Annotated in this window: 18 protein-coding genes; 5 read left to right on the top strand and 13 right to left on the bottom strand. The window is 71.0% G+C overall.

Going from position 1 to position 20,784, the window contains the following annotated elements:
• Positions 1 to 11 precede the first annotated feature (11 nt).
• Positions 12 to 887 (top strand): 3-hydroxybutyryl-CoA dehydrogenase, encoded by an 876-nt coding sequence (locus ABD357_RS26890; protein ID WP_344393564.1) that lies wholly within the window; start codon positions 12 to 14, stop codon positions 885 to 887.
• 204 nt (positions 888 to 1,091) lie between these two features.
• Positions 1,092 to 1,349, top strand: a complete 258-nt coding sequence (locus tag ABD357_RS26885) for a hypothetical protein (protein ID WP_344393562.1) — start codon at positions 1,092 to 1,094, stop codon at positions 1,347 to 1,349.
• 26 nt (positions 1,350 to 1,375) lie between these two features.
• Here ABD357_RS26885 and ABD357_RS26880 read toward each other — a convergent pair whose 3' ends face one another.
• The 10 genes from ABD357_RS26880 to infC all read right to left on the bottom strand — a co-directional run bounded on the left by ABD357_RS26880 (position 1,376) and on the right by infC (position 13,119).
• Entirely contained in the window at positions 1,376 to 1,921 is a 546-nt protein-coding gene (locus ABD357_RS26880) for an NUDIX hydrolase (RefSeq protein ID WP_344393560.1), read from the bottom strand.
• Between the two features lie 120 nt (positions 1,922 to 2,041).
• On the bottom strand, positions 2,042 to 3,382 hold the full coding sequence (locus tag ABD357_RS26875) for an NsdA family TPR-like regulatory protein (RefSeq protein WP_344393559.1): 1,341 nt from the start codon (positions 3,380 to 3,382) through the stop codon (positions 2,042 to 2,044).
• A gap of 283 nt (positions 3,383 to 3,665) precedes the next feature.
• Positions 3,666 to 4,919 (bottom strand): PP2C family protein-serine/threonine phosphatase, encoded by a 1,254-nt coding sequence (locus ABD357_RS26870; protein ID WP_344393557.1) that lies wholly within the window; start codon positions 4,917 to 4,919, stop codon positions 3,666 to 3,668.
• Positions 4,920 to 5,122: 203 nt separating this feature from the next.
• A complete protein-coding gene (gene pheT, locus ABD357_RS26865; protein ID WP_344393556.1) occupies positions 5,123 to 7,636 on the bottom strand; it encodes a phenylalanine--tRNA ligase subunit beta in 2,514 nt (837 codons plus the stop codon).
• Positions 7,636 to 8,766 carry a phenylalanine--tRNA ligase subunit alpha gene (gene pheS / locus ABD357_RS26860; protein WP_344393554.1) on the bottom strand — a complete coding sequence of 377 codons (1,131 nt, stop codon included), beginning with the start codon at positions 8,764 to 8,766 and terminating at the stop codon, positions 7,636 to 7,638. The genes pheT and pheS overlap by 1 nt, the downstream gene beginning before the upstream one ends.
• A gap of 187 nt (positions 8,767 to 8,953) precedes the next feature.
• Positions 8,954 to 10,099, bottom strand: coding sequence for a sensor histidine kinase (locus ABD357_RS26855; RefSeq protein WP_344393552.1), 1,146 nt, complete (start codon positions 10,097 to 10,099; stop codon positions 8,954 to 8,956).
• Between the two features lie 82 nt (positions 10,100 to 10,181).
• Positions 10,182 to 11,027: a TrmH family RNA methyltransferase gene (locus tag ABD357_RS26850; protein WP_344393550.1), complete on the bottom strand. Its 846-nt coding sequence runs from the start codon at positions 11,025 to 11,027 to the stop codon at positions 10,182 to 10,184.
• A 646-nt stretch (positions 11,028 to 11,673) separates the two neighbouring features.
• Positions 11,674 to 12,057, bottom strand: a complete 384-nt coding sequence (gene rplT, locus ABD357_RS26845; RefSeq protein WP_033323444.1) for a 50S ribosomal protein L20 — start codon at positions 12,055 to 12,057, stop codon at positions 11,674 to 11,676.
• 97 nt (positions 12,058 to 12,154) lie between these two features.
• Positions 12,155 to 12,349, bottom strand: coding sequence for a 50S ribosomal protein L35 (rpmI, locus tag ABD357_RS26840; RefSeq protein WP_165257477.1), 195 nt, complete (start codon positions 12,347 to 12,349; stop codon positions 12,155 to 12,157).
• Between the two features lie 134 nt (positions 12,350 to 12,483).
• Positions 12,484 to 13,119: a translation initiation factor IF-3 gene (gene infC / locus ABD357_RS26835; protein WP_344393655.1), complete on the bottom strand. Its 636-nt coding sequence runs from the start codon at positions 13,117 to 13,119 to the stop codon at positions 12,484 to 12,486.
• 405 nt (positions 13,120 to 13,524) lie between these two features.
• Here infC and ABD357_RS26830 point away from each other — a divergent pair, with 405 nt between their 5' ends.
• The gene (locus ABD357_RS26830) at positions 13,525 to 13,881 is read left to right on the top strand and encodes a DUF1844 domain-containing protein (RefSeq protein WP_165345819.1); all 357 of its coding nucleotides are present in this window, start codon (positions 13,525 to 13,527) and stop codon (positions 13,879 to 13,881) included.
• A gap of 49 nt (positions 13,882 to 13,930) precedes the next feature.
• Here the strand turns inward: ABD357_RS26830 and ABD357_RS26825 are convergent, their stop codons facing one another.
• Entirely contained in the window at positions 13,931 to 14,710 is a 780-nt protein-coding gene (locus ABD357_RS26825) for an SseB family protein (RefSeq protein ID WP_344393546.1), read from the bottom strand.
• A gap of 150 nt (positions 14,711 to 14,860) precedes the next feature.
• On the opposite strand from ABD357_RS26825, the gene ABD357_RS26820 reads away from it, so the two are divergent.
• Positions 14,861 to 15,895 (top strand): serine hydrolase, encoded by a 1,035-nt coding sequence (locus ABD357_RS26820; protein ID WP_344393545.1) that lies wholly within the window; start codon positions 14,861 to 14,863, stop codon positions 15,893 to 15,895.
• Here the strand turns inward: ABD357_RS26820 and mycP are convergent.
• Positions 15,892 to 17,100, bottom strand: coding sequence for a type VII secretion-associated serine protease mycosin (mycP, locus tag ABD357_RS26815; RefSeq protein ID WP_344393544.1), 1,209 nt, complete (start codon positions 17,098 to 17,100; stop codon positions 15,892 to 15,894). The two genes, ABD357_RS26820 and mycP, sit on opposite strands and share 4 nt — an antisense overlap.
• A complete protein-coding gene (locus ABD357_RS26810; RefSeq protein ID WP_344393542.1) occupies positions 17,097 to 18,605 on the bottom strand; it encodes a hypothetical protein in 1,509 nt (502 codons plus the stop codon). The genes mycP and ABD357_RS26810 overlap by 4 nt, the downstream gene beginning before the upstream one ends.
• Positions 18,606 to 19,543: 938 nt before the next feature.
• On the opposite strand from ABD357_RS26810, the gene ABD357_RS26805 reads away from it, so the two are divergent.
• Positions 19,544 to 20,746 (top strand): amino acid deaminase/aldolase, encoded by a 1,203-nt coding sequence (locus ABD357_RS26805; protein WP_344393541.1) that lies wholly within the window; start codon positions 19,544 to 19,546, stop codon positions 20,744 to 20,746.
• Positions 20,747 to 20,784 lie beyond the last annotated feature (38 nt).

Below are 20,784 nucleotides of genomic sequence, written 5' to 3'. Positions count from 1 at the left end.
AAAGGGACGATGTGACGGACACCTTCGGAGACATCTCACGTGTCGGAGTGGTGGGCTGCGGCCAGATGGGAGCGGGCATCGCCGAGGTGTGCGCCCGTGCCGGGCTCGATGTGATGGTCGCCGAGACCACCGGCGAGGCCCTCGAGATCGGCCGGACCCGGCTCTACAACTCGCTCTCCAAGGCCGCCGAGCGCGGCAAGATCTCCGAGGAGGAGCTGGCCGCCACGCAGGCGCGGCTCACCTTCACCACCGATCTGGGCGAGTTCGCCGACCGCGACCTGGTGATCGAGGCCGTCGTCGAGAACGAGATGGTGAAGACGGAGATCTTCCAGGTGCTCGACCAGGTGGTGACCCGTCAGGACGCGATCCTCGCCTCCAACACCTCCTCCATCCCGCTGGTGAAGCTCGCAGTCGCCACCTCGCGTCCCGACCAGGTCATCGGCATCCACTTCTTCAACCCGGCCCCCGTGCAGAAGCTGGTCGAGCTGATCCCGGCGCTCACCACCTCCGAGGGCACGATCAGCCGGGCGCAGGCGCTGGTCGAGAAGATCCTGGGGAAGCACTCGATCCGGGCCCAGGACCGCTCGGGTTTCGTGGTCAACGCCCTGCTTATCCCGTATCTGCTGTCCGCCATAAGGATGTTCGAGTCCGGCATCGCGAGCCGCGAGGACATCGACAACGGCATGGAGATGGGCTGCGCCCACCCGATGGGCCCGCTGAAGCTGACCGACCTGATCGGCCTGGACACGGTCGCGTCGGTCGCGTTCTCGATGTACGAGGAGTACAAGGAGCCCCTGTACGCCGCTCCCCCGCTGCTCCAGCGCATGGTCGACGCGGGCCGCCTGGGCCGGAAGTCGGGCTCCGGCTTCTACACCTACGCCCCGTGACCTCCGCATACTGACTACGTTCCGTACATTTCGGACCGAAGCGGGCCCGGCACTCCCACGGAGGGCCGGGCCCGCGCAATTCGCACCCCGTGTGCGCACCGGGCACGCATATGCCCCTCGCACACGCTCCCCACTTGTCCACCAGGCGAGTTGACTTTCCGTGCGCAAGTAAGGGATGTGACGACTACGCAAAGGAGCTGACCAGTGACCACCGAACCAGAGCATCCCGTGGTTCATGGTGAACTCGCCGAGTTACGTCGGTCCCTCGAAGTGGGCCTTGCCCGCATCGAGGGCGGACAGGCGTTGCTCACGCAGCGCGACGAACAGACCGCCAAGCATGTGGACGACCTGAGCACACGGGTCGTCGCCCTGGAACACCACCGATGGCCGCTTCCGGCGCTTGCCGCCCTCACGGCCGTGGGCTCACTGGCCGTAACGGTCTGGCAGGCCATGGGCCGCTGAGGTCGGTCCGGGACGCGGTGGGGGGATCAGGGCAAGGCGTCCTGCCCGAGCCTCAAGTGGTGCAGGAGTAGCAGCGCGGCTGCCATGTTGGCGGCCGGGACCTCGCCGCGGGCGACCATGTCGGGGACGAGCTTGAGCGGGACCCACTCCCTGCGGTCCGACTCGAAGTCGTCGACGGGGTGTCCGATGTACGCGCCCTCGTCGGCCCAGAAGATGTGGTGCCGGGCGTCGGTGAGTCCGTTGGAGGGCTCGACGGTCATCAGATGCCGCAGCGGTCCCGCCCGCCAGCCGGTCTCCTCCTCGAGTTCGCGGGCGGCCGCGTCGGCGATGTCCTCGCCGTCGTCGACGACGCCCGCCGCGAGCTCCCACCCCCAGCTGTCGGTGATGAAGCGGTGCCGCCACAGCAGCAGCACCTCGTTGGCCTCGTTCACCACGGTGGCCACGGCGACGGGCCGCAGCCGTATCAGGAAGTGATCGAGGTGCTGACCGTCCGGCAGCTCCACATCCGCGAGATTGACGCTGAACCAGCGGTTTGCGTACACAGTTTGTTCTTTCTGCTTCGTCCACTGCACGGTTCTGCCACCTTCCGCCGAGTAGATGGCAATATCGCAGCAGGAGCGTCTCACCAGCAGACCCATGATGGTCAGCCGGTGGTCCGCTCGCTGCGGTAGGCGCAGTGCCCGGGGGTCTCCCTACAGCGGTACGCGCAGTGCCCCGTCGATGAGTTCGGCGGCCTCGGACGTTCCCGCGCAGTCACTGGCCACCAGGTGCTCGCGTACCGCCCGCAGTCTGTCGCGCAGCCGCTGGGACTCCATCCCCCGCGCCTGCTCGGCCATTTCGACCGCGGTGACCACCGCCTTGTCCGCATTGCCCTGGCGCAGCTCGACCTGACTGAGCATGGCGAGCCGGTGCACCCGCCCCCGGTCGTGCGCCGGAGTGTCCACGGCAGCCGCGGCGTGCTCCTGAGCGGCGGTCAGATCACCGAGGCTGAGCAGCGCCTCCGCCACCTGTACGTTGACCAGGCCCGGCTGGACATAGCCGGTCTCGTCCGGCTCGTAACCGCGCCGGATGCGTTCGGCGGCCGACTCCGCACGCCGGATGCAGGACAGGGCGCTGCTGCCATCGCCGAGGTGCGCGTACGCCTTGGCCTGCATCGCGTAGAGGTCGGAGGCGAGCGCCGGTGTGATGTGCCGCCCCGCGGCGCGCAGCGCGGCCTCGGCGAAGGCGACCGCCTGCCGGTACTCGCGCATGAACAACGACTGGTTGACCAGCAGGGCGATGACATACGCGCCAAGTCCCCTGTCACCGCTGGCCTTTGCGAGCCGGAGCGCCTGATGGAAGTAGCGCTGGGCGAGGCCGTGCGCATCGGAGTCGTACGCGCAGATGCCCGCGATCGCCACCAACCCCCCTGTCGCGCGGTGGAGTTGGCGGCCGGTGGCGTCGGTGTAGCTGCCTCTGAGGAGGGGCGCGGTCTCGGAGTTGAGGAACCCGACGATACGGCTGCGGGTCGCGACGCCGCCGGCCTTGCGGTACATCTGCTCGTAGTGGGCGCGCGCGGCGCGCAGCATCTCGATGTCGGCCATGCTCACGCGCTGTCGGCCGCCGCGCGAGACGTCCGTGTCCTCGGGAGGGTTCTCCCATTCCCATACGGGCATCACGGCGGGAGTTCCGGTGACGGCGGGGGCGCCGAGGATGTGCGGGCGCTGCTGTTCGTCGGAGCGCCACAGGGCGGTGGCCCGCTCGACGAATCCGGAGAGGGTCGTGCCGTGCGGCGAGGCCGACTCGCCGGGTACGCCGAGGCCTATGTCGTCGAGTGTGACGGGTCGCTGCAAGCGCGTGGCGAGCACCTCGCAGATCAGGTCGGGCACCTGGCCGCGCGGGCGCTGGCCCTTCAACCACCGGGCCACGGCGGTGTGTTCGTAACGGAGTGCCAGGCCACGGCTGCGTCCCGCCTGGTTCACATGGGCGGCGAGTCCCGCGTGGGATATCCCGGCCTCGTCGAGAATCGCGTCGAGCAGGGTGTTGGGCTGCATGGATGCCCTCCGGGTGGCTCGGTGCGGACAGAGTAATGGGAACGTCTTCACACGGGGTGTGAACGGAGTGCTCGAATCCGCGCTGTGCGCGCGCTGTTGCGGAGAGTTTCCGGCCGGTTGACTGAAATGCCTCGTAAAGAGGCCCGCCGGGCCGCCGGCTCCCCCTCGTACAGTGCGGTGGCCCGTCTTCGCGCCGTCCGCCCGGCTGCCTGCCCGACACTCCGTGGCTTGGGCGGACGGTGCCGCTCCGCTTGGGATGAGCAGGGCGACTGAGCAGCGGGGGCTACAAGTTGTTTGTCGGCTGCGGGTGCGTCGTGGCTTGTCGCGCCCCGGCGGCGGAGCCGCCTATGTCACAGCCCCGCGCCCCTAAAGGGGCTGCTCGTGCGGGACGATCGTTGCGTAGTACCAGTATCGCGATGTCGTCCGTCGTGCTTCCGGCTGTGTGGCTCTGGAGGGCGGTGAAAACGTCGCGCAGTACGTCCCCCGGGGAGACCGGCTGCGTCTTGGCTGCCTCGGTCAGCACCGTCGGCAGCGGGAAGAAGCGGCCCGTGCCATCACGGGCGTCCTCTGCGCCGTCCGTGTAGAGGAACAGGGCCTCGCCTGGCAGGAGTTGGCCGCAGTCCGTAGCCGGGAGTTTGGCGGGCAGCGGGAACAGGCCCAGCGGGGGCAGGGGTTCGGCTTGCGCGAACGGTTCCGCTCGGCCTGTGCTCAGCAGATAGGGCCATGGGTGACCGCAGTTGAGGGCTTGCACCTCGCCGTTGTGGCGGATTTCCAGCAGCAGTACGGTGACGAAGTCCTCGGCGACCGGGCTCTGCGGATCCGTGTCGGAGGCCGCCGGGTGTTCGTGGCGGGAGCGTTCCCGAAGATGGCGGTCCAGAGCGCGCTCCAGACGGCGCAGTACATCGGCGAACTCGGCCTCGTCGTGGGCCGCGTCGCGGAAGCTGCCCAGCAGCGCCGCGACCGTTCCGATCGCGGCCAGGCCATGGCCCCGTACGTCTCCCATGACCGCCCGCACCCCGTGTGCCGTGGCCATCACCTCGTACAGATCGCCGCCCACGGCCGCGCCCCGGCTCGCGGACAACTGCCCGGCGGCCAGGGCGAGTCCGTCCAGTCTCGGCGGCAGCGGGCGGAGCACCACGGCCTGGGCGGCGTCGGCGACGGCGCGGGCGCTGTCGAGTTCGCGCTGCAGCCGGACGCGGCGCCCGGCCGTGAGATAGCTGGCGATGACGACGGTGAGGATGGCCGCGAACGTGCCGCACCTGGTGCCGATGCTCTCGTCCCGGCCCGCCGAGCCGATCGGGACGAGCGCGAAGACCGCGCACATGCCGCCCAGCACTACGCATGAGCGGCGGCCAGTGCCGGCGCAGGCGATGGCGGGGGCCGCGGCCAGGAGCTGGATGAGCTGGGCCTCGGCAGGGAAGAGGATCTCCCACAGGACGACGGTGGCGACCCAGAGGCCCGGCAGGACGAGAACGAGTGTCCGCCACGCACGGGAAGCGCCGATCCGCGTGCCGCCCCGGGCGATGGTACGGATCATGCCGACGGACCCCCAGGCTGCGGTACGGCGGTCGCGGGGCCTTCCCTGGTCGGCTTTTTTGGACGGCCGATCGACCGGATCGATTCTGTCGGTGTCCATACCCGAATGACCCGTTGGCACCGAATTCTCACCCGAATGGGTGAGGGACACCTCCGTGGCTCCGGAGGTGTCCCTCATCGCAGGTCAGCAGGCATGTGCCGGGGTCACACCCCGCGCAGCACCGCCCCCGTCCGCTCGCCCGCCAAGGTGATCGCCGCGTCGCGGGCGGCAGAGGCCTCCTCGACGGTGAGCGTGCGGTCGTCGGCGCGGAAGCGCAGCGCGTACGCCAGGGACTTCCGGCCCTCGCCGAGCTGCTCGCTCTCGTAGACGTCGAACAGCCGGATGGACTCGAGGAGTTCACCGGCGCCCTCGCGCAGCGCGGTCTCCACGTCGGCCGCCGGAACGTCCCGCGAGACGACCAGCGCGACGTCCTGCGTGGCGACCGGGAAGGCGGAGATGCGCGGCGCCTGAAGGGCGCCGGTGCCCGCCTCCTCCAGGAGGTCGAGCTCGACCTCCATGGCGCAGCTGCGCTCCGGCAGGTGCAGCGCCTTGATGACGCGCGGGTGCAGCTCACCGGCGTGACCGACGAGCGTCTCCTCGCCGTTCACCGTGACGTACAGCGCGGCACAGCGGCCCGGATGCCAGGGAGCGTGCTGGTCACCGCGCACGGTCAGCTCGACACCTGCTTCGCGGGCGACGGTTCGAGCTGCCTCGACGGCGTCCGCCCAGTCCGCCGGACGGCCCTTGCCCCACCAGCCGGCCTGCTCGCGGGCGCCCGCGAGGACGACGGCGACGCGGCGAGGCTGGCGCGGCAGCGCGGAGTTGATCCCGGCGATCTCCTCGTCGGTGGGACGACGCTCGACGGGCAGGCGCTCGGCCGTGTGCTCCTGACCGGTCGGCCGGAAGACCAGGCCGGTCTCGAAGAGCGCCAGGTCGTGCGAGCCGCGGCCGTCGTTGCGCCGAAGCGCGCCGAGCAGCCCCGGAAGCAGGGTGGTGCGCATCGCCGGCTCTTGGTCGGAGAGCGGATTGACCAGCTTGACCAAGGTGCGACGCGGGTCGTCGGCTTCCAGACCGAGCTGGTCGAGCACCTCGGTCCCGATGAACGGGTAGTTCAGCGCCTCGACGTATCCCGCACCGGCCAGCGCGCGGCCGACCCGGCGGTGCAGCCGCTGCCGGTCGGTCAGGCCCAGGCCCGCGGGGGGCTTGGGCAGGGTCGAGGGCAGGTTCTCGTAGCCCTCGAGCCGGATGACCTCTTCGGCCAGGTCGTTCGGGTCGGTCAGGTCGGGCCGCCAGGAGGGCACGGTGACGGTAAGCCGGTCTTGTCCGTAGACGTCGCAGCCGACCTGCTGGAGACGACGTACGACGGTCTCGCGGCCGTACGCGACACCCGCGACCTTGTCCGGGTGGTCGGCCGGGATGGTGATGGTGCGCGGCGCCGAGGGCGCGATGACCTCGGTGACGCCGGCCTCGGCGGTGCCACCCGCGAGGAGCATGAGCAGGTCGACGGTCCGCTGGGCCGCCGCGGACGCGGCCAGCGGGTCGACGCCGCGCTCGAAGCGCTTGGACGCCTCGGAGGCCAGCTTGTGACGGCGGGCCGTACGCGCGATGGAGACCGGGTCGAAGTGCGCGGCCTCGATGACGACTTCGGTGGTGACACCGGCCTCGTCCTCGTGATCCGCGATCTCCGTGTTGGCACCGCCCATGACGCCCGCGAGGCCGATCGCCCCGCGGTCGTCGGTGATCAGCAGGTCCTCGGCGTCCAGTGTGCGCACGACGCCGTCGAGGGTGGTGAGCTTCTCGCCCGGTTCGGCCCGGCGCACACCGATCGCGCCCTGGACGCGGGTGCGGTCGTAGGCGTGCAGGGGCTGGCCCAGCTCCAGCATCACGTAGTTGGTGATGTCGACGGCGAGGGAGACGGGGCGCATCCCGGCCTTCTGCAGACGGCGCCGCAGCCAGATCGGGGAGCGCGCCTCCGGGTCGAGGCCGGTGACCGTACGTGCGGTGAAGCGGTCGCAGCCGAGCGGGTCGGACACCTCGACCGGGTAGCCGAATTCGTTCGGCGCCGGTACGTCGAGAAGGGCCGGGTCACGCAGCGGCACCCCGTACGCGATGGCGGCCTCGCGGGCGACACCGCGCAGCGAGAGGCAGTAGCCGCGGTCGGGGGTGACCGCGATGTCCAGGACCTCGTCGACGAGTTCGAGCAGCTCGATCGCGTCGGTGCCGACCTCGTGCTGCGGCGGCAGCACGATGATGCCCTTGCTGCCGTCGTCGCCCATGCCCAGCTCGTCGCTGGAGCAGATCATGCCGTGCGATGTCCTGCCGTACGTCTTGCGCGCGGAGATCTCGAAGCCGCCGGGCAGCACGGCGCCCGGCAGGACCACGACGACCTTGTCGCCGACGGCGAAGTTGCGGGCTCCGCAGACGATCTCCTGGGGCTCACCCGTACCGTTGGCCTGGCCGACGTCGACGGTGCAGAAGCGGATCGGCTTCTTGAACTCCGTCAGCTCCTCGATGGTCAGCACCTTGCCGACGACGAGCGGCCCCTTGAGGCCGTCGCCGAGCTGCTCGACGGTCTCGACCTCGAGACCGGCAGCGATGAGCTTGGCCTGGACGTCGCGCCCGGTCTCCGTTGCCGGCAGGTCGACGTACTCCCGCAGCCAAGAAAGCGGGACCCGCATCAGATCTCCATCCCGAACGGCCGGGTGAACCGGACGTCACCCTCGACCATGTCTCGCATGTCTTCGACGTTGTGGCGGAACATCAGCATCCGCTCGATCCCGAACCCGAAGGCGAATCCGCTGTACTTCTCCGGGTCCACACCGCAGGCGGTCAGCACCCGCGGGTTGACCATGCCGCAGCCGCCGAGCTCGATCCAGCCCTCGCTGGAGCAGGTGCGGCAGGGGCGGTCGGGGTTGCCGACGGACTCGCCCTTGCAGACGTAGCAGAGCATGTCCATCTCGGCGGACGGCTCGGTGAACGGGAAGTAGTTCGGGCGCAGCCGCGTCTTCATGTCGGCGCCGAAGAGCGACTGGACCATGTGGTCGAGGGTGCCCTTGAGGTCGGCCATGGTCAGGCCCTCGTCGACGGCCAGCAGCTCGATCTGGTGGAAGACCGGGGTGTGCGTGGCGTCCAGCTCGTCCGTGCGGAACACCCGGCCGGGGCAGACGACGTAGACCGGCGGCTCGCGATCCAGCATGGCGCGGGCCTGCACGGGCGAGGTGTGGGTGCGGAGTACGACCCCGGACTCGCCGTCGCTGTCAGCACCCTTGGGGCCCTGGACGAAGAAGGTGTCCTGCATCTGCCGGGCCGGGTGGTCCGGGCCGAAGTTCAGGGCGTCGAAGTTGAACCACTCGGCCTCGACCTCGGGGCCCTCCGCGATCTCGTATCCCATGGACACGAAGACGTCCGCGACCCGCTCCATCATCGTGGTCAGCGGGTGCCGGGCGCCGGCCGGGACGCGGTCGTACGGCAGCGTGACGTCCACGGCCTCCTCGACCAGCACCCGGGCGTCGCGCTCGGCCTCCAGCTCGGCCTGGCGAGCGGCGAGCCCCTTGTTCACGGCGCCGCGGGCCTGGCCGACCCGCTTGCCGGCGTCGGCCTTGGCGTGCGGGGGCAGGGCGCCGATCTCGCGGTTGGCGAGCGCCAGCGGCGAGGCGGGGCCGGTGTGGGCGACCTTGGCCTCGTGGAGCGCGTCGAGCGAGTCCGCGGCGGCGAAGGCGGCGAGCGCCTCGTCCCGCATGCGCTCGATCTGTTCCGGTTTCAGTGCCTCGACCTCTACAGGGTCGTACGACTTGTTCGGTGCCGACATCTCTTCCCGTGCTTCCGGTTGGCTGGCTGAGGGTCCCGTCATGACTCGGGGGACGCGTCGTCCCTGAAACGAAACGGGGACGCAAGGTGCCAAAGGCCGAGTCTAACGGGGGTGGGGTCCCTCTCGGACCGGGCGTCCGAGAGGGACCCGCAGGTGTGCGAATGCGCCCGTGGGGCCTCGGTCGGCGTTACAGCAGATACGCCGGGGTGCCCACGGGCAACGTAAATCGGAACTGTGCGCCGCCGCCGGGGGCGCGGCCGACCGTGATGGTGCCGCCGTGGGCTTCGACGATGCCCTTGACGATGTACAGCCCGAGGCCGGTGCCACCGCGCTTGCTGCCCCGCCAGAAGCGGGTGAAGACGCGGTTCATGGACTCCTCCGGGATGCCGGGGCCCTCGTCGCTCACCGTGACCGACGTACCGGCGCATTCCCGTTCGCGGGGCGACGGCGCGGGCTCTACGTCGATGGTGACGGTTCCCTCGCCGTGCCGCACGGCATTTTCCAGCAGGTTGCTGAGCACCTGGTCGACCTTGTCGGGGTCGGCCCACAGGTCGGGCAGCGGCTGGCCGATGCGCAGCAGGAAGCGGTCGGCGGACTGGCCGGAGGCGACGTACGCCTGGATGTGCCGGCCGACGGCGACGCCCAGGTCGACGGGCTGGCGGCGCAGTTCGAGGCGGCCGGAGTCGATGCGGGATATGTCGAGGAGTTCGGCGATCAGACGCGTGACGCGGTTCGCGTCGGCGTCGACCGTCTCCAGCATGAGCTTCTTCTGGTCGTCGGTGAACCGTTCCCACTTGGCGAGCAGCGTCGCCGTGAAGCCCTTCACGGAGGTGAGCGGCGAACGGAGTTCATGGGCGACCGTGGCGATCAACTCGGCGTGGCTCCGCTCGGTGCGGCGGCGGGCCTCGGTGTCGCGCAGCGAGACGACGACGCGGCGGACGGGACCAGTGGGTGCGGTGCGTACGTAGCGCGCGGAGACCAGGACCTCCCGGCCTCCGGGAAGGAGCAGGTTGCGCTCGGGCTGCCCGACACGGATCGCGAGACCGCCGTACGGGTCGGTCAGCTGCCACCAGCGGCGGCCTTCCAGGTCTTCTAACGGGAGCGCCCACTCCAGCTGCCGGCCGAGCGCGTCGGCGGCGGGGACGGCGGTGATCCGGGCCGCGGCGGCGTTGAAGCAGATCACGCGGCCGTACTCGTCGGCGATCACCAGTCCGTCGGGCAGGTCGTCGGAGTCGATGCCGAGGTCGGCGAGATCACCGCGCAGGGACGCGGCTGCGCTGTGCACGTCCCGTGCGCGCAGTGCCCTTTTCGCACCGCTCGTTCCGACACTCATCCCCGCACCCCACCTCTCGGACCTGGCGAGTGGGCCCCCGAGTCCGTCACCCTACTAGCTGTCAGTGACGGAACGGACCCCCTCAGGGACGTGCACCGCGGGTGCGTTGTGCACGGGCGGACGCGTAGAGACATACGGCGGCGGCGGTCGCGAGGTTCAGGCTCTCGGCCTTTCCGTGAATGGGTACGCGCACCACGGCGTCCGCCAGTGCCCGCGTATCCTCCGGCAGTCCCCACGCCTCGTTCCCGAACACCCAGGCGGTGGGCCCGCCCATGGTGCCGCGGTCGAGTTCGTCGTCCAGGTCGTGCTCACCGGCCCCGTCGGCGGCCAGTACGCGTACACCGGCGCCCTTGAGCCCCGCGACGGCGTCCGCCACGGGCACCCCCACGGCGACCGGCAGATGGAACAGCGAACCGACCGACGCCCGCACCGTCTTGGTGTTGTAGACGTCCACGGAAGCGTCGGTGAGGACGACGGAGTCCGCTCCCGCGGCGTCCGCGCATCGCAGCACTGTGCCGGCGTTCCCGGGGTCCCGCACATGCGCCAGTACGGCGACCAGCCTGGGCCCGGCCTCGATGATCTCCTCGAACGGCGTGTCCAGGAACCGGCAGATCCCGACGAGGCCCTGCGGGGTGACGGTCGTCGAGATGCCGGCGATCACGTCCTCGGCGGCGAGGTGCACGCGTGCGCCCGTCGCCCGGGCCTCGCCCACGATGTCGGGGTACCGCTCCGCGGCGTCGAGCGTCGCGAACAGCTCGACGAGCGTGGGGCCGTCCCCGCTGCCCCGGTGCCCGGCCGCCTCCCGCACGGCCTGCGGCCCCTCGGCAAGGAACAGCCGTTCCTTGGCCCGGAAGTTCCGCTTGGTGAGCCGCCGGGCGGCGGTGACGCGGGGCGAGCGGGGGGAGATCAACTCGGGGGCGGGTGGCATGGGGTTCACCTTCGGTGGGATGACGGAGGGGGTACGTGCGGTTGCTCGCCCCCGCCGCCCCTACCCGTCCCATCGCAGGGGCTTCGCCCCTTTGATCCCACCAGGGGCTCCGCCCCTGGACCCCGCTGGGGGCTGCGCCCCCAGACCCCCATCGGCCTGAACGGCCTCGTCCTCAATCGCCGGACGGCCTACTTGATGCCGGCCTCGGCTGCAAAGACTCAGCCCCGCTGCAGAGAGACAGCCCCGCCGCAAAGACTCAGTCCCGCTGCGAAAACCAGCCCCGCAGCAAAGACTCGCCCCGCTGCGAGAGCCAGCCAGGCCGCTCAACATCAGCCCGGCCGCGCCACATCAGCCCGGCCGTTCAACATCAGCCCGGCCGTTCAAAATCAGCCCCTCCGGCGTTTGAGGAGCGGGGGTCCGGGGGCTGGCCCCCGAAACGGGGTCCAGGGGCGCAGCCCCTGACGGGGGGTCTGGGGGCGCAAGTCCCCAGTGGGGTTCCGGGGCAGCGCCCCGGGGATGGGACGGGTAGGGGCGGCGGGGGCGAAAAAAACCCGCCGCCCCCCGGACGCACTCGGACCCGCAGGCAGCGCACAGCCTGCGGGTCCGGTTCACGTCAGGGACGACGCGGCTGAAGCCGGCGCCGGCGTCACGCCGCCTTCGGCGCGTTCACGTCCGACGGCAGCGCCTTCTGCGCTACCTCGACGAGCGCGGCGAACGCGTTGGCGTCGTTGACGGCGAGGTCCGCGAGGATCTTGCGGTCGACCTCGACGTTCGCGGCCTTCAGGCCCTGGATGAAGCGGTTGTAGGTGATGCCGTTGGCGCGGGCAGCGGCGTTGATCCGCTGGATCCACAGCTGACGGAAGTCGCCCTTGCGCTTCTTGCGGTCGTTGTAGTTGTAGACCAGCGAGTGGGTGACCTGCTCCTTGGCCTTGCGGTACAGGCGCGAACGCTGACCGCGGTAGCCGGAGGCCTGCTCGAGGATCGCCCGGCGCTTCTTGTGGGCGTTGACTGCCCGCTTGACGCGTGCCACTTGATTAACTCCTTGTAGCGGGGCCGTGGTTGGACTCACACGACCCGAAATCGATTGGGTCCCGGTCAGAGATCAGGTACGCGATGCGTTCCCGACGTCACTTGCCGAGAAGCTTCTTGATCTTCTTGGCGTCGCCCGGGGCCATCTCGGCGTTACCGGTGAGGCGACGCGTCAGACGGGACGACTTGTGCTCGAGCAGGTGGCGCTTGCCGGCGCGCTCACGGAGCACCTTGCCGGAGCCGGTGACCTTGAAGCGCTTGCGGGCACCGCTGTGCGACTTGTTCTTCGGCATAGCGCCGTTCTCTCCTCGTCAGTGGCGTTCCGATGCCCGGTCGTGAAACCGGGCACGGCGGAACGTCAGATGTATCGGTTGGCATCCCCGGACTCTCGTCCAGGGACCTGGACCCCAGGACCTGCGTCCTGGAATCAGGCGTCGGCGGAAGCCTCGGCCGGAGCTTCCTCGGCGACGTTCTGCGACTTGCCAGGGTTGGCCTTCGCTTCCGCCTTCCGGGCTTCCTGCGCCTGGCGGGCCTCGGCCATCGCCTCGGTCTTCTTCTTGTGCGGACCGAGAACCATGATCATGTTCCGGCCGTCCTGCTTCGGGTTCGACTCCACGAAGCCGAGGTCCTGGACGTCCTCCGCGAGACGCTGCAGCAGTCGGTAGCCGAGCTCCGGCCGGGACTGCTCGCGACCACGGAACATGATCGTGATCTTGACCTTGTCGCCCTGCTTGAGGAACCGGACGACGTGACCCTTCTTGGTGTCATAGTCGTGCGGGTCGATCTTCGGCCGGAGCTTCATCTCCTTGATGACCGTGTGCGCCTGGTTCTTGCGCGCCTCACGGGCCTTCATGGCCGACTCGTACTTGAACTTCCCGTAGTCCATGAGCTTGCAGACCGGCGGACGTGCGTTCGCAGCCACCTCGACCAGGTCGAGGTCGTACTCCTGCGCAAGCTCCAGGGCCTTGGCAAGCGGAACAATCCCGACCTGCTCGCCGCTGGGACCGACAAGTCGCACCTCGGGAACGCGAATCCGGTCGTTGATGCGGGGCTCGGCGCTGATGGATCCTCCTCGGTTAGCACCACACGGCTGTCTGGCAGACAGCTCGCGTACGTCTCTTCAACTGGGACCAACCACCGGGAGCCACGAAAAATGCCCCGGACGGGACGCAGGCGGGGCTCCAATGACTACCGGAGCACCGCCGCGGAGGCCCGCGGGGCGCATATCCTGCGGCTCCATCGTCCGTACGGAACGATGGTGGCCGCCTGACCGGGTGACCCGCCGTCCCGAAGGACAGCCAGGTGGGAGATCGGAGCCTCCACTTGCGGGTCGAACACGCTGACATGTGTCTTGGCATGCCCGACCGGTCGTTACACAAGGTTAGCAGCTCCTGAAGGCGTGCGCTAACCAGGTCTCCGGTGCCTCCTGCTGTCAAGTGGGCACGCACCTGGCCCTATCGTGTGGGGCATGAGTGACACCCCTCCTGAGACCCCCGACTTCGACGCCATGACCCGCGACATCGCCGAGGTCCCGGCGGTCGAGGTGATCGTTACGGTCGCCGTCAACCTGATGAGCGCCGCCGCCGTGAAGCTCGGTCTGACGGAGGAGGGCGAGAAGCACAAGGACCTGGACGAGGCGCGCAAGCTGGTGCACGCGCTGGCCGGGCTGCTGGACGCGAGCGCGACCGAGATCAGCTCCTTCCACGCGGCACCGCTGCGCGACGGCCTGAAGTCGCTCCAGCTGGCGTTCCGCGAGGCGTCGTCCGTCCCGGACGAGCCGGGCCAGGGGCCGGGCGAGAAGTACACGGGTCCGGTCTTCGGCTGAGGCCGACTCCGGAGACGTACCGAAGACGGTACGAGCGTCGTACGAGGCTTCAGGTCCGTACGTAAAGGGGCTCGCCCGGTGGTGTCGCCTCGGTCGGCAGGAGTGCCAGGTCGAGGCCGTGCACCAGGCGGGCCCTCAGTGTGTCGTCGGCTGCCAGGCGGCGGGCGACCGAGCGGGCGGTCTCGGCGGGGGTGGCGGAGGGGTCCAGTACGAGGGCGAGGGTGCCGTCGGCCTGGCCCGGGCCGAGGTGGGCGCGGAGCACGGCGGGCTCGGCGGCGACGGCGGCGCGTACGGCGTCGGTCACGGCGGGGTCGGTGAGCGGGTCCGTGCTGGTGCGGCCCTCGGCGAGGGCGAGCAGGGCGGGGCCGGTGAGCTCGTACGGCACGGGTCCTGCGAGGTCGAGCACGATCGTGTCGGCCTTCTCGTGGGCGGCGGCCTGCAGGGCCTGGCGCAGGGGTACGGCGACAGGGCGGGCCGCCGGGTCCCAGCGGGCGAGAGACTCGGTGGACGTGAAGGCGGGCAGGGCGGTCCGGGTGCCGGCCTTCAGCGTGGGGACGGCCATGTCGCTGGTCTTCTCGCGGCGCAACCCGCCCTCCCGTCTCCCACCACCGCCCTTCTTGGGAGCTTCGCGCCCCTCCTGATCGCCCTCCTCCGTCTCCCCGAGGACGGCCACGACGGGTACGAGGAGCCGAGCGCCCTTGAGCGCCTCCAGGACCGGTGCGTGTGCGGACCGGTCCTCGGCCCAGGCCGCGAGCGCGGCGCTCAGCCGGGGGTCGGCGGAGCCGTCGTCGTCGGAGAAGCCGGAGTCGGGAATGTTCTTGTTCGCCACGGTCACCGACTCTATGCGGGTCTCGCTCGCATGCTTCTCGCGGCCCCGGAAACATGGTGTTCACGTGGTTCCGGGTTTTCTCAGCGAACGCTTACACGTTTCTGACGTGCGGCTAACCGTAGACACAGCGCCGGGCCCCAGCATCACGGGATGGACCCGCAGAGAGCTCGTCGGCCCGGCGCCCGCCCGTCCTGGTGCGGGCCTCTCCTCTACACCGCGGTGGCCTCCGTCGTGCTCGTCGGCGTCACGGCTTCCGGGACCACGAACGTGAAGGCGCAGGCGCGCGGCGGCACAGGTCTCGTATCGTCCTCGGCAGCGCCCACCGCGGGCGCGCAGGCAGCGGACGTGTCTCAGAGCCCGGAGGCGACAGTGGAATCCGTGGCGGCGACCGCGAGCCCGACTCCTGCGGTTCCCGCGGTGGACCGGGACGTGCTGCTCGCCGAGGCGATGGAGTCCGTGGCCGTGGAGGACGGCGCACGGGTGTCGGTGGCGGTGCTTGATCCGGAGTCCGGGCAGAGCGCGGTGTACGGGGAGGAGTCGTTCGACACCGCGAGCATCGTCAAGGTCGACATCCTGGCGGCGCTGTTGCTCCAGGCGCAGGATGCGGGGCGGGAGTTGACGGCGTCGGAGAAGTCGTACGCCACCGCGATGATCAAGAGCAGCGACAATGTGTCGGCGAGCGAGCTGTGGGACGCGATCGGGCGGGCGGGGGGTCTGGCGGCGGCGAACGAACGGTTCGGGCTCGGCGGTACCGAGGGCGGGAACGGGGCGTTGTGGGGGCTGACGCAGACCACTGCGGTCGATCAACTCACCCTGCTTGAGCAGGTGTTCGGGGACGAGTCGGAGTTGAGTGAGGCGTCGCGGTCGTATCTGCGGGGGCTCATGGCGGACATCGCGCTCGGCCAGGACTGGGGAGTGTCGGCCGTCGGATCCGAACAAGCCGAAGACGCGGCTGACGGGTCCGCCCGGTCCGCCGGGTCCCAATTCGCCCTGAAAAACGGGTGGTTGCCGCGCAGTCAGACCGGGCTGTGGGTCATCAACAGCATCGGGCGGGTGACCGTGGACGGGCACGTGTATCTCGTCGCGGCGCTGTCGCAGGGCAACTCCACGAAGGCGAAGGGGATTTCGCTGGTGGAGGCTGCGGCGAGGGCAGCGGTGTCGTCGCTGCGGGATGCGGACGTCTAGTAGTCGGGGTCGCCGGCAGGCGTTTGGTGTGGTTCGCGGCGACCGCGCCAGAGCACGACCGCTCCGATCAGGAGTACGCCGCCGAGGCCGCCCGCGATGGGCCCCGCCCAGCCGTTCGAGGAGTCGTCGTCCGCCGTGTCCGGGCCCGAGCCGAAGTACTTTTCGCCGTACGCGGCCGAGCGCAGCCCTGCCGGCCTGAGCTTGCCGCCCTGCTTGATGGCGGCCGCGGGGTCGACGAAGCCGAAGCCGCGGGAGTCGTCCCGGCCGCCGCTGGGGGCGTTGCGGGCCGTGTCCTCCAGGAGCTCCTTGATCTGCGCCGGGACCAGGTTCGGGTGGGCGGCGCGGACGAGGGCGACGGCGCCGGAGACGAAGGCCGAGGCGGCACTGGTGCCCCAGCCCTCGTAGTATTTGCGGTCCGGGTCGGCGATGACGACGTCGACGCCGGGTGCGCTGACGGTGGCGTACCAGCGGCGGGTGGAGAACGAGGCGCGGGTGCCGTAGCGGTCGACGGCGGTGACGGCGATGACGCCCGGATAGGCGGCCGGGTACGAGATGTGGTCGCCCTTCTCGCCACCGTTGCCGGCCGAGGCGACGACGACGGCACCCTTCTTCAGGGCGTACTGCACGGCGGCGTCCTCGGTGGCCTCGGGGTGGGCTGACTTGGAGTCGTCGCCCAGGGAGAGGTTGATGACGTCGGCGCCGTGGTCGGCGGCCCAGCGGATGCCTTCGGCGAGGGCGTTGCCGCGGGTGTTGCGGGCCTTGCCGCGGGCCGAGTCGCCGTCTTCGAGGATGACGCGGACGGGGAGGATCTTGGCCTCGGGGGCGATGCCCATGACTCCGTCGGCGTTGCCGGGGCCGTGTCCGTGGCCGGCGATGATGCCGGCCATCGCGGTGCCGTGGCGGGCCCAGGCGCGGTCGCCCCGGTCGGCGCCGAAGCCGACCATGTCCTTGCCGGTGAGGACGTTGCCGGCGAGGTCCGGGTGCTGGGCGTCGACGCCCGTGTCGAGGACGGCGACGGTGATGCCCTCGCCCTTGGTCGTCTGCCAGGCCTCCTTGGCGCGCATCGCTTCCAGAGGCCACTGCTGGGCGCGTATCCCGTCGGCGTGGGCGGTGGTGGGCGGGATGAGCGCGAGCGAGGCGGCGAGGAGGGTGGCGAGGACTCCGGTCCTGCGGGCACCTCCCGTGCATATGGTCTTGCGGGTCATGACGGCTTCTCCGTGGCCGAGTTGACGGTTTTGCGGAGGCCGCGCTCGATGCGGTCGGCGAGGCCTTGTGCGTCGTGGCCGAGGCCCGCCTGGGCGGGCGGTGTGGTGGCGTCGGTCTTCATGGCGTCCTCGGCGGACTGCGGCTCGGTGACGGCGCGGCCGTCGGCGAAGCCGGAGACGGCGTAGACGACCACGGGGGCGTCGGTCAGCACCGACACCGTCCAGGACGCGCGCTGGTCGTCACCGAAGCCGGCTGCGACGGTGCCCTTCGCGGCGTACGGGCGTGGCATCAGGTCACGCCGCCCATCGAGCCCTTCGTCCTCGAACTGGCTGCTCAGCGCGGCCATGGCCGCGGAGTCCGCCTTGGTGAACAGCAGCCCGACGGTGGTGACATGACTACGGGTCGCATCCGTGTACGTCGCGCGAAGGAGGCGCAGGCAGCCGGCCGGGGCGAGGGCCTTGCGCAGGAGCGGGTCGAAGGCGTCCGCGCAGCCGCTGTCCGGGGCGACGGCGATACGGGTCCAGGTACGGTCGGCTCCGCCGGGCCCCGCACCCTCTCCCTCCACGGTCGGCGGAAAGAGCTCGTCCACGGGGACGCTGTGCCAGAGATCCCCGGCCGCCGTGAACGCGTCCCGCGACGTTGCGTCCCCTCCGCTGTCGCCGGTCAGCCAACTCCCGGTCACCGCACCGCCGATGAGCCCGAGCCCCAGCACGACGCAGGCCGCCGCAGCCGCGACCCGGGGCCGAATCCGGGGCCCCACGGGCCGCAGCCGCGCGGTGTCGTCGTCGTATGTGTCCGGGGGCGCCAGCGAGATGAAGGGGCGCCCGGCGGGAACGCCGGCCGGCGCCGGGTCCGGGTTCGCCGGGGGCTCGACGGGCGGGTCGGCGGGAATGGGCCGGAGCCGTCGCGTGGTCTCGCTGAAGGTTTCCTCCGGCGCGTGCGCACGCGGGGGCGGGACGACCGGCGGCGCCGAGGCACTCGGCCTCGGCGGCGCGAAGGGCCGCTGGGGAAAGTGGAGGGGCTCCCGCTGGGGGGCGGCTTTGGCCTTCGGCTCGGTGGCGGGGGGCGGGGGGACGGGTGAGCGGTCGGCGGCCGAACGCGGCTCGGCCGTGGGGCGCGGCGGGGCATCTTGGGGCCCACGGTCCCCCGCAGTCGTCCTGGGCTCGGTGGCCTGACGCGGCGGCACGAGTGAGCCGTCGGCGCGGCTCGTGGCCGAGCGCGGCCCGGCCTCCGGGCCATCGGTGCTCCGCGCGGCCGGACGCCACTCGTCCACCGCACGCGGCTCGGTAGCCGGACGCGGCGGTACCACTGACCCCTCGGCGCTACTCGAAGCCGGGCGTCCCTCGGGTGCCGAGCCGTCGGCGCTCCGCGCGGCCGGACCCCACGCATCCGACGGGACGCCCGAGCGCTCGCTGCCCCCAGCAGCCGTCCCCTGCTCAGCCGCCGGACGCGGCAACACGACGGAGCCCTCGGCGTAGCTCGTGGTGGAGCGCAGCTCGGCCACCGGACCGTCAACGCTCCCCGCGGCCGGACCCCGCTCAGCCGCTCCCCCCGGCTCCGTGGCCGGACGCGGCGGAACAACTGAACCCTCAACGCCCCCCGAAGCCGAGGGCGACCCGGTCGCCGGACCGTTGGCGTTCCTCGAAGCCGGGCGCTCCTCGGGTGCCGAGCCGTCGGCGCTCCGCGCGGCCGGACCCCGCTCAGCCGCCGCGCGCGGCGGTACGACTGAACCGTCAGCGTTCCTCGAAGCCGGGCGCCTCTCGGGTGCCGAGCTGTCGGCGCTTCGTGTGGCTGGGCGCCGCTCGGTCGTCGCGCGCGGCGCGATGCCCGTGGTCTCGAAGCGCGGCAGGGCCCCCGTCGCCGGAGGTGGTGTGTCCGGGAAGCGGGCCGAGGCGGGCGGAGGTGGTGGGGTCACGGGTGGGCGCGCGTGGCCGCCCGTGGGGCGGAGGTCGGGGAAACGGAGTGGTCCGACCGGTGGGGGCTCGCCACCGTCGTCCCCCTCGAAGGCCCGGGGGTCGTCCACGTCGAAGCCTCGCGCCGGGGCCGATCCGCCCACACCGGCAGTCCCGGACAGTGCACCCGCGATGCCGGTCCTTCGCAGCGTGGTGTCGGGATCGCGTCTCGGCAGCGGACCCGTCGTTTCGGCGCCCTGAGGGGCGGTCTCGGAGGGCTGGTCCTCCGGTGCGCTCGGCGCCCCGCCCGGCGGAGTCGGCGGGCGTGGGGGGACGGGGGTACGACGCGCTTCCGTGCTCAATGCACCCCCCGTTTCCTCGTGCTCGGGCAACCGGCCCGCCAAAGGAACTCCTCCGGACCGTTCCCTTCCTGCGTGCGCGTCACTCTACGGGCTGACACTGTGCGAGTGGGAACCAGTACGCGGCCCCGCGGCATCTGCCCGGAACGTCCCCCTACCCTGCGGTAATCACGTCTGGCAGTCTTCGTGGCATGACTGGCCGCGCCGCAGACCGGGCCCGCTACGACCGGGCCACCGCCGACCTCGACGCCCCCGTCGCGATCGTGGACCTGGAGGCCTTCGACGCCAACGCCGAGGACCTGATGCGAAGGGCGGCCGGCAAGCCCGTACGCGTCGCGAGCAAATCCGTACGCTGCCGTGCCCTTCTCGAACGCGTCCTGGCCCGGGACGGCTTCGCCGGGATCATGTCGTTCACGCTGGACGAGTCGCTGTGGCTGGCCCGCTCAGGATTCGAGGACGTACTGCTTGCCTACCCGTCCGCCGACCGCAGGGCGTACGCGGAACTGGCGAGCGACCCCAAACTCGCGGCCTCCGTCACCGTCATGGTCGACGACCCGGCCCAGCTGAAGCTGATCGACGACGCCCGGGACGGCGGACGCGAAGTGGTGCGCGTATGCCTGGAGTTGGACACCTCGCTCAAGCTGCTCGGCGGGCGGGTGCGCGTCGGCGCCCGCCGTTCGCCGCTGCACTCCCCCGCCCAGGTCGCCGAGATGGCCCGCGCGGTGGCCCGGCGGCCCGGCTTCCGGCTGGTGGGGATCATGGCATACGAGGGGCATATCGCCGGTGTCGGCGACGCGTTGCGCGGACGGCCGCTGCGGTCGCGTGCCATCCGGCTGATGCAGGCCGCCGCCCGCAGGGAGCTGGCCCAGCGGCGTGCCGAGGTCGTGCGTGGGGTACGGGCCGTGGCGCCGGACCTGGAGTTCGTCAACGGCGGCGGCACGGGCAGCGTCCAGCACACCGCCGCCGAGGACTGCGTCACCGAGATCGCGGCCGGATCGGGGCTCTACGTCCCGCGCCTCTTCGACAACTACACCTCGTTCAGCGGGTGTCCGGCCGCGCTCTTCGCCCAGCCCGTCGTCCGCAGGCCGGGCCTGGGCGTCGTGACCGTGCTCGGCGGCGGCTACCCGGCCTCGGGTGCGGCGGGAGTCGACCGGTTGCCCGAGCCGTACCTCCCCGAGGGATTGCGGTACGACCCCCAGGAGGGGGCCGGCGAGGTACAGACACCGCTGCTCGGCTCCCCCGCCGACGATCTGCTGATCGGCGACAAGGTGTGGTTCCGGCACGCCAAGGCAGGTGAACTGTGCGAGCGGTTCGACGTCCTGCACCTCGTGGAGGGCGAGACGGTCACGGCGACGGTCCCGACATATCGAGGGGAAGGCCACACCTTCCTGTAGCCGTATGCGCCATGTGCCGTATGCGCCATGTGCCGTAC

The organism is Streptomyces vastus, from assembly GCF_039532825.1.
GTDB lineage: Bacteria > Actinomycetota > Actinomycetes > Streptomycetales > Streptomycetaceae > Streptomyces > Streptomyces vastus.
This window is presented reverse-complemented; position numbering and strand designations above follow the sequence as displayed.

Excerpts from the sequence above, each read along its gene's own strand:
- ABD357_RS26875 (WP_344393559.1), bottom strand. The coding sequence starts at position 3,382 with ATGCAGCCCAACACCCTGCTCGACGCGATTCTCGACGAGGCCGGGATA.
- ABD357_RS26870 (WP_344393557.1), bottom strand. The coding sequence starts at position 4,919 with ATGATCCGTACCATCGCCCGGGGCGGCACGCGGATCGGCGCTTCCCGT.
- pheT (WP_344393556.1), bottom strand. The coding sequence starts at position 7,636 with ATGCGGGTCCCGCTTTCTTGGCTGCGGGAGTACGTCGACCTGCCGGCA.
- pheS (WP_344393554.1), bottom strand. The coding sequence starts at position 8,766 with ATGTCGGCACCGAACAAGTCGTACGACCCTGTAGAGGTCGAGGCACTG.
- ABD357_RS26855 (WP_344393552.1), bottom strand. The coding sequence starts at position 10,099 with ATGAGTGTCGGAACGAGCGGTGCGAAAAGGGCACTGCGCGCACGGGAC.
- ABD357_RS26850 (WP_344393550.1), bottom strand. The coding sequence starts at position 11,027 with ATGCCACCCGCCCCCGAGTTGATCTCCCCCCGCTCGCCCCGCGTCACC.
- rpmI (WP_165257477.1), bottom strand. The coding sequence starts at position 12,349 with ATGCCGAAGAACAAGTCGCACAGCGGTGCCCGCAAGCGCTTCAAGGTC.
- ABD357_RS26830 (WP_165345819.1), top strand. The coding sequence starts at position 13,525 with ATGAGTGACACCCCTCCTGAGACCCCCGACTTCGACGCCATGACCCGC.
- ABD357_RS26820 (WP_344393545.1), top strand. The coding sequence starts at position 14,861 with ATGGACCCGCAGAGAGCTCGTCGGCCCGGCGCCCGCCCGTCCTGGTGC.
- mycP (WP_344393544.1), bottom strand. The coding sequence starts at position 17,100 with ATGACCCGCAAGACCATATGCACGGGAGGTGCCCGCAGGACCGGAGTC.
- ABD357_RS26805 (WP_344393541.1), top strand. The coding sequence starts at position 19,544 with ATGACTGGCCGCGCCGCAGACCGGGCCCGCTACGACCGGGCCACCGCC.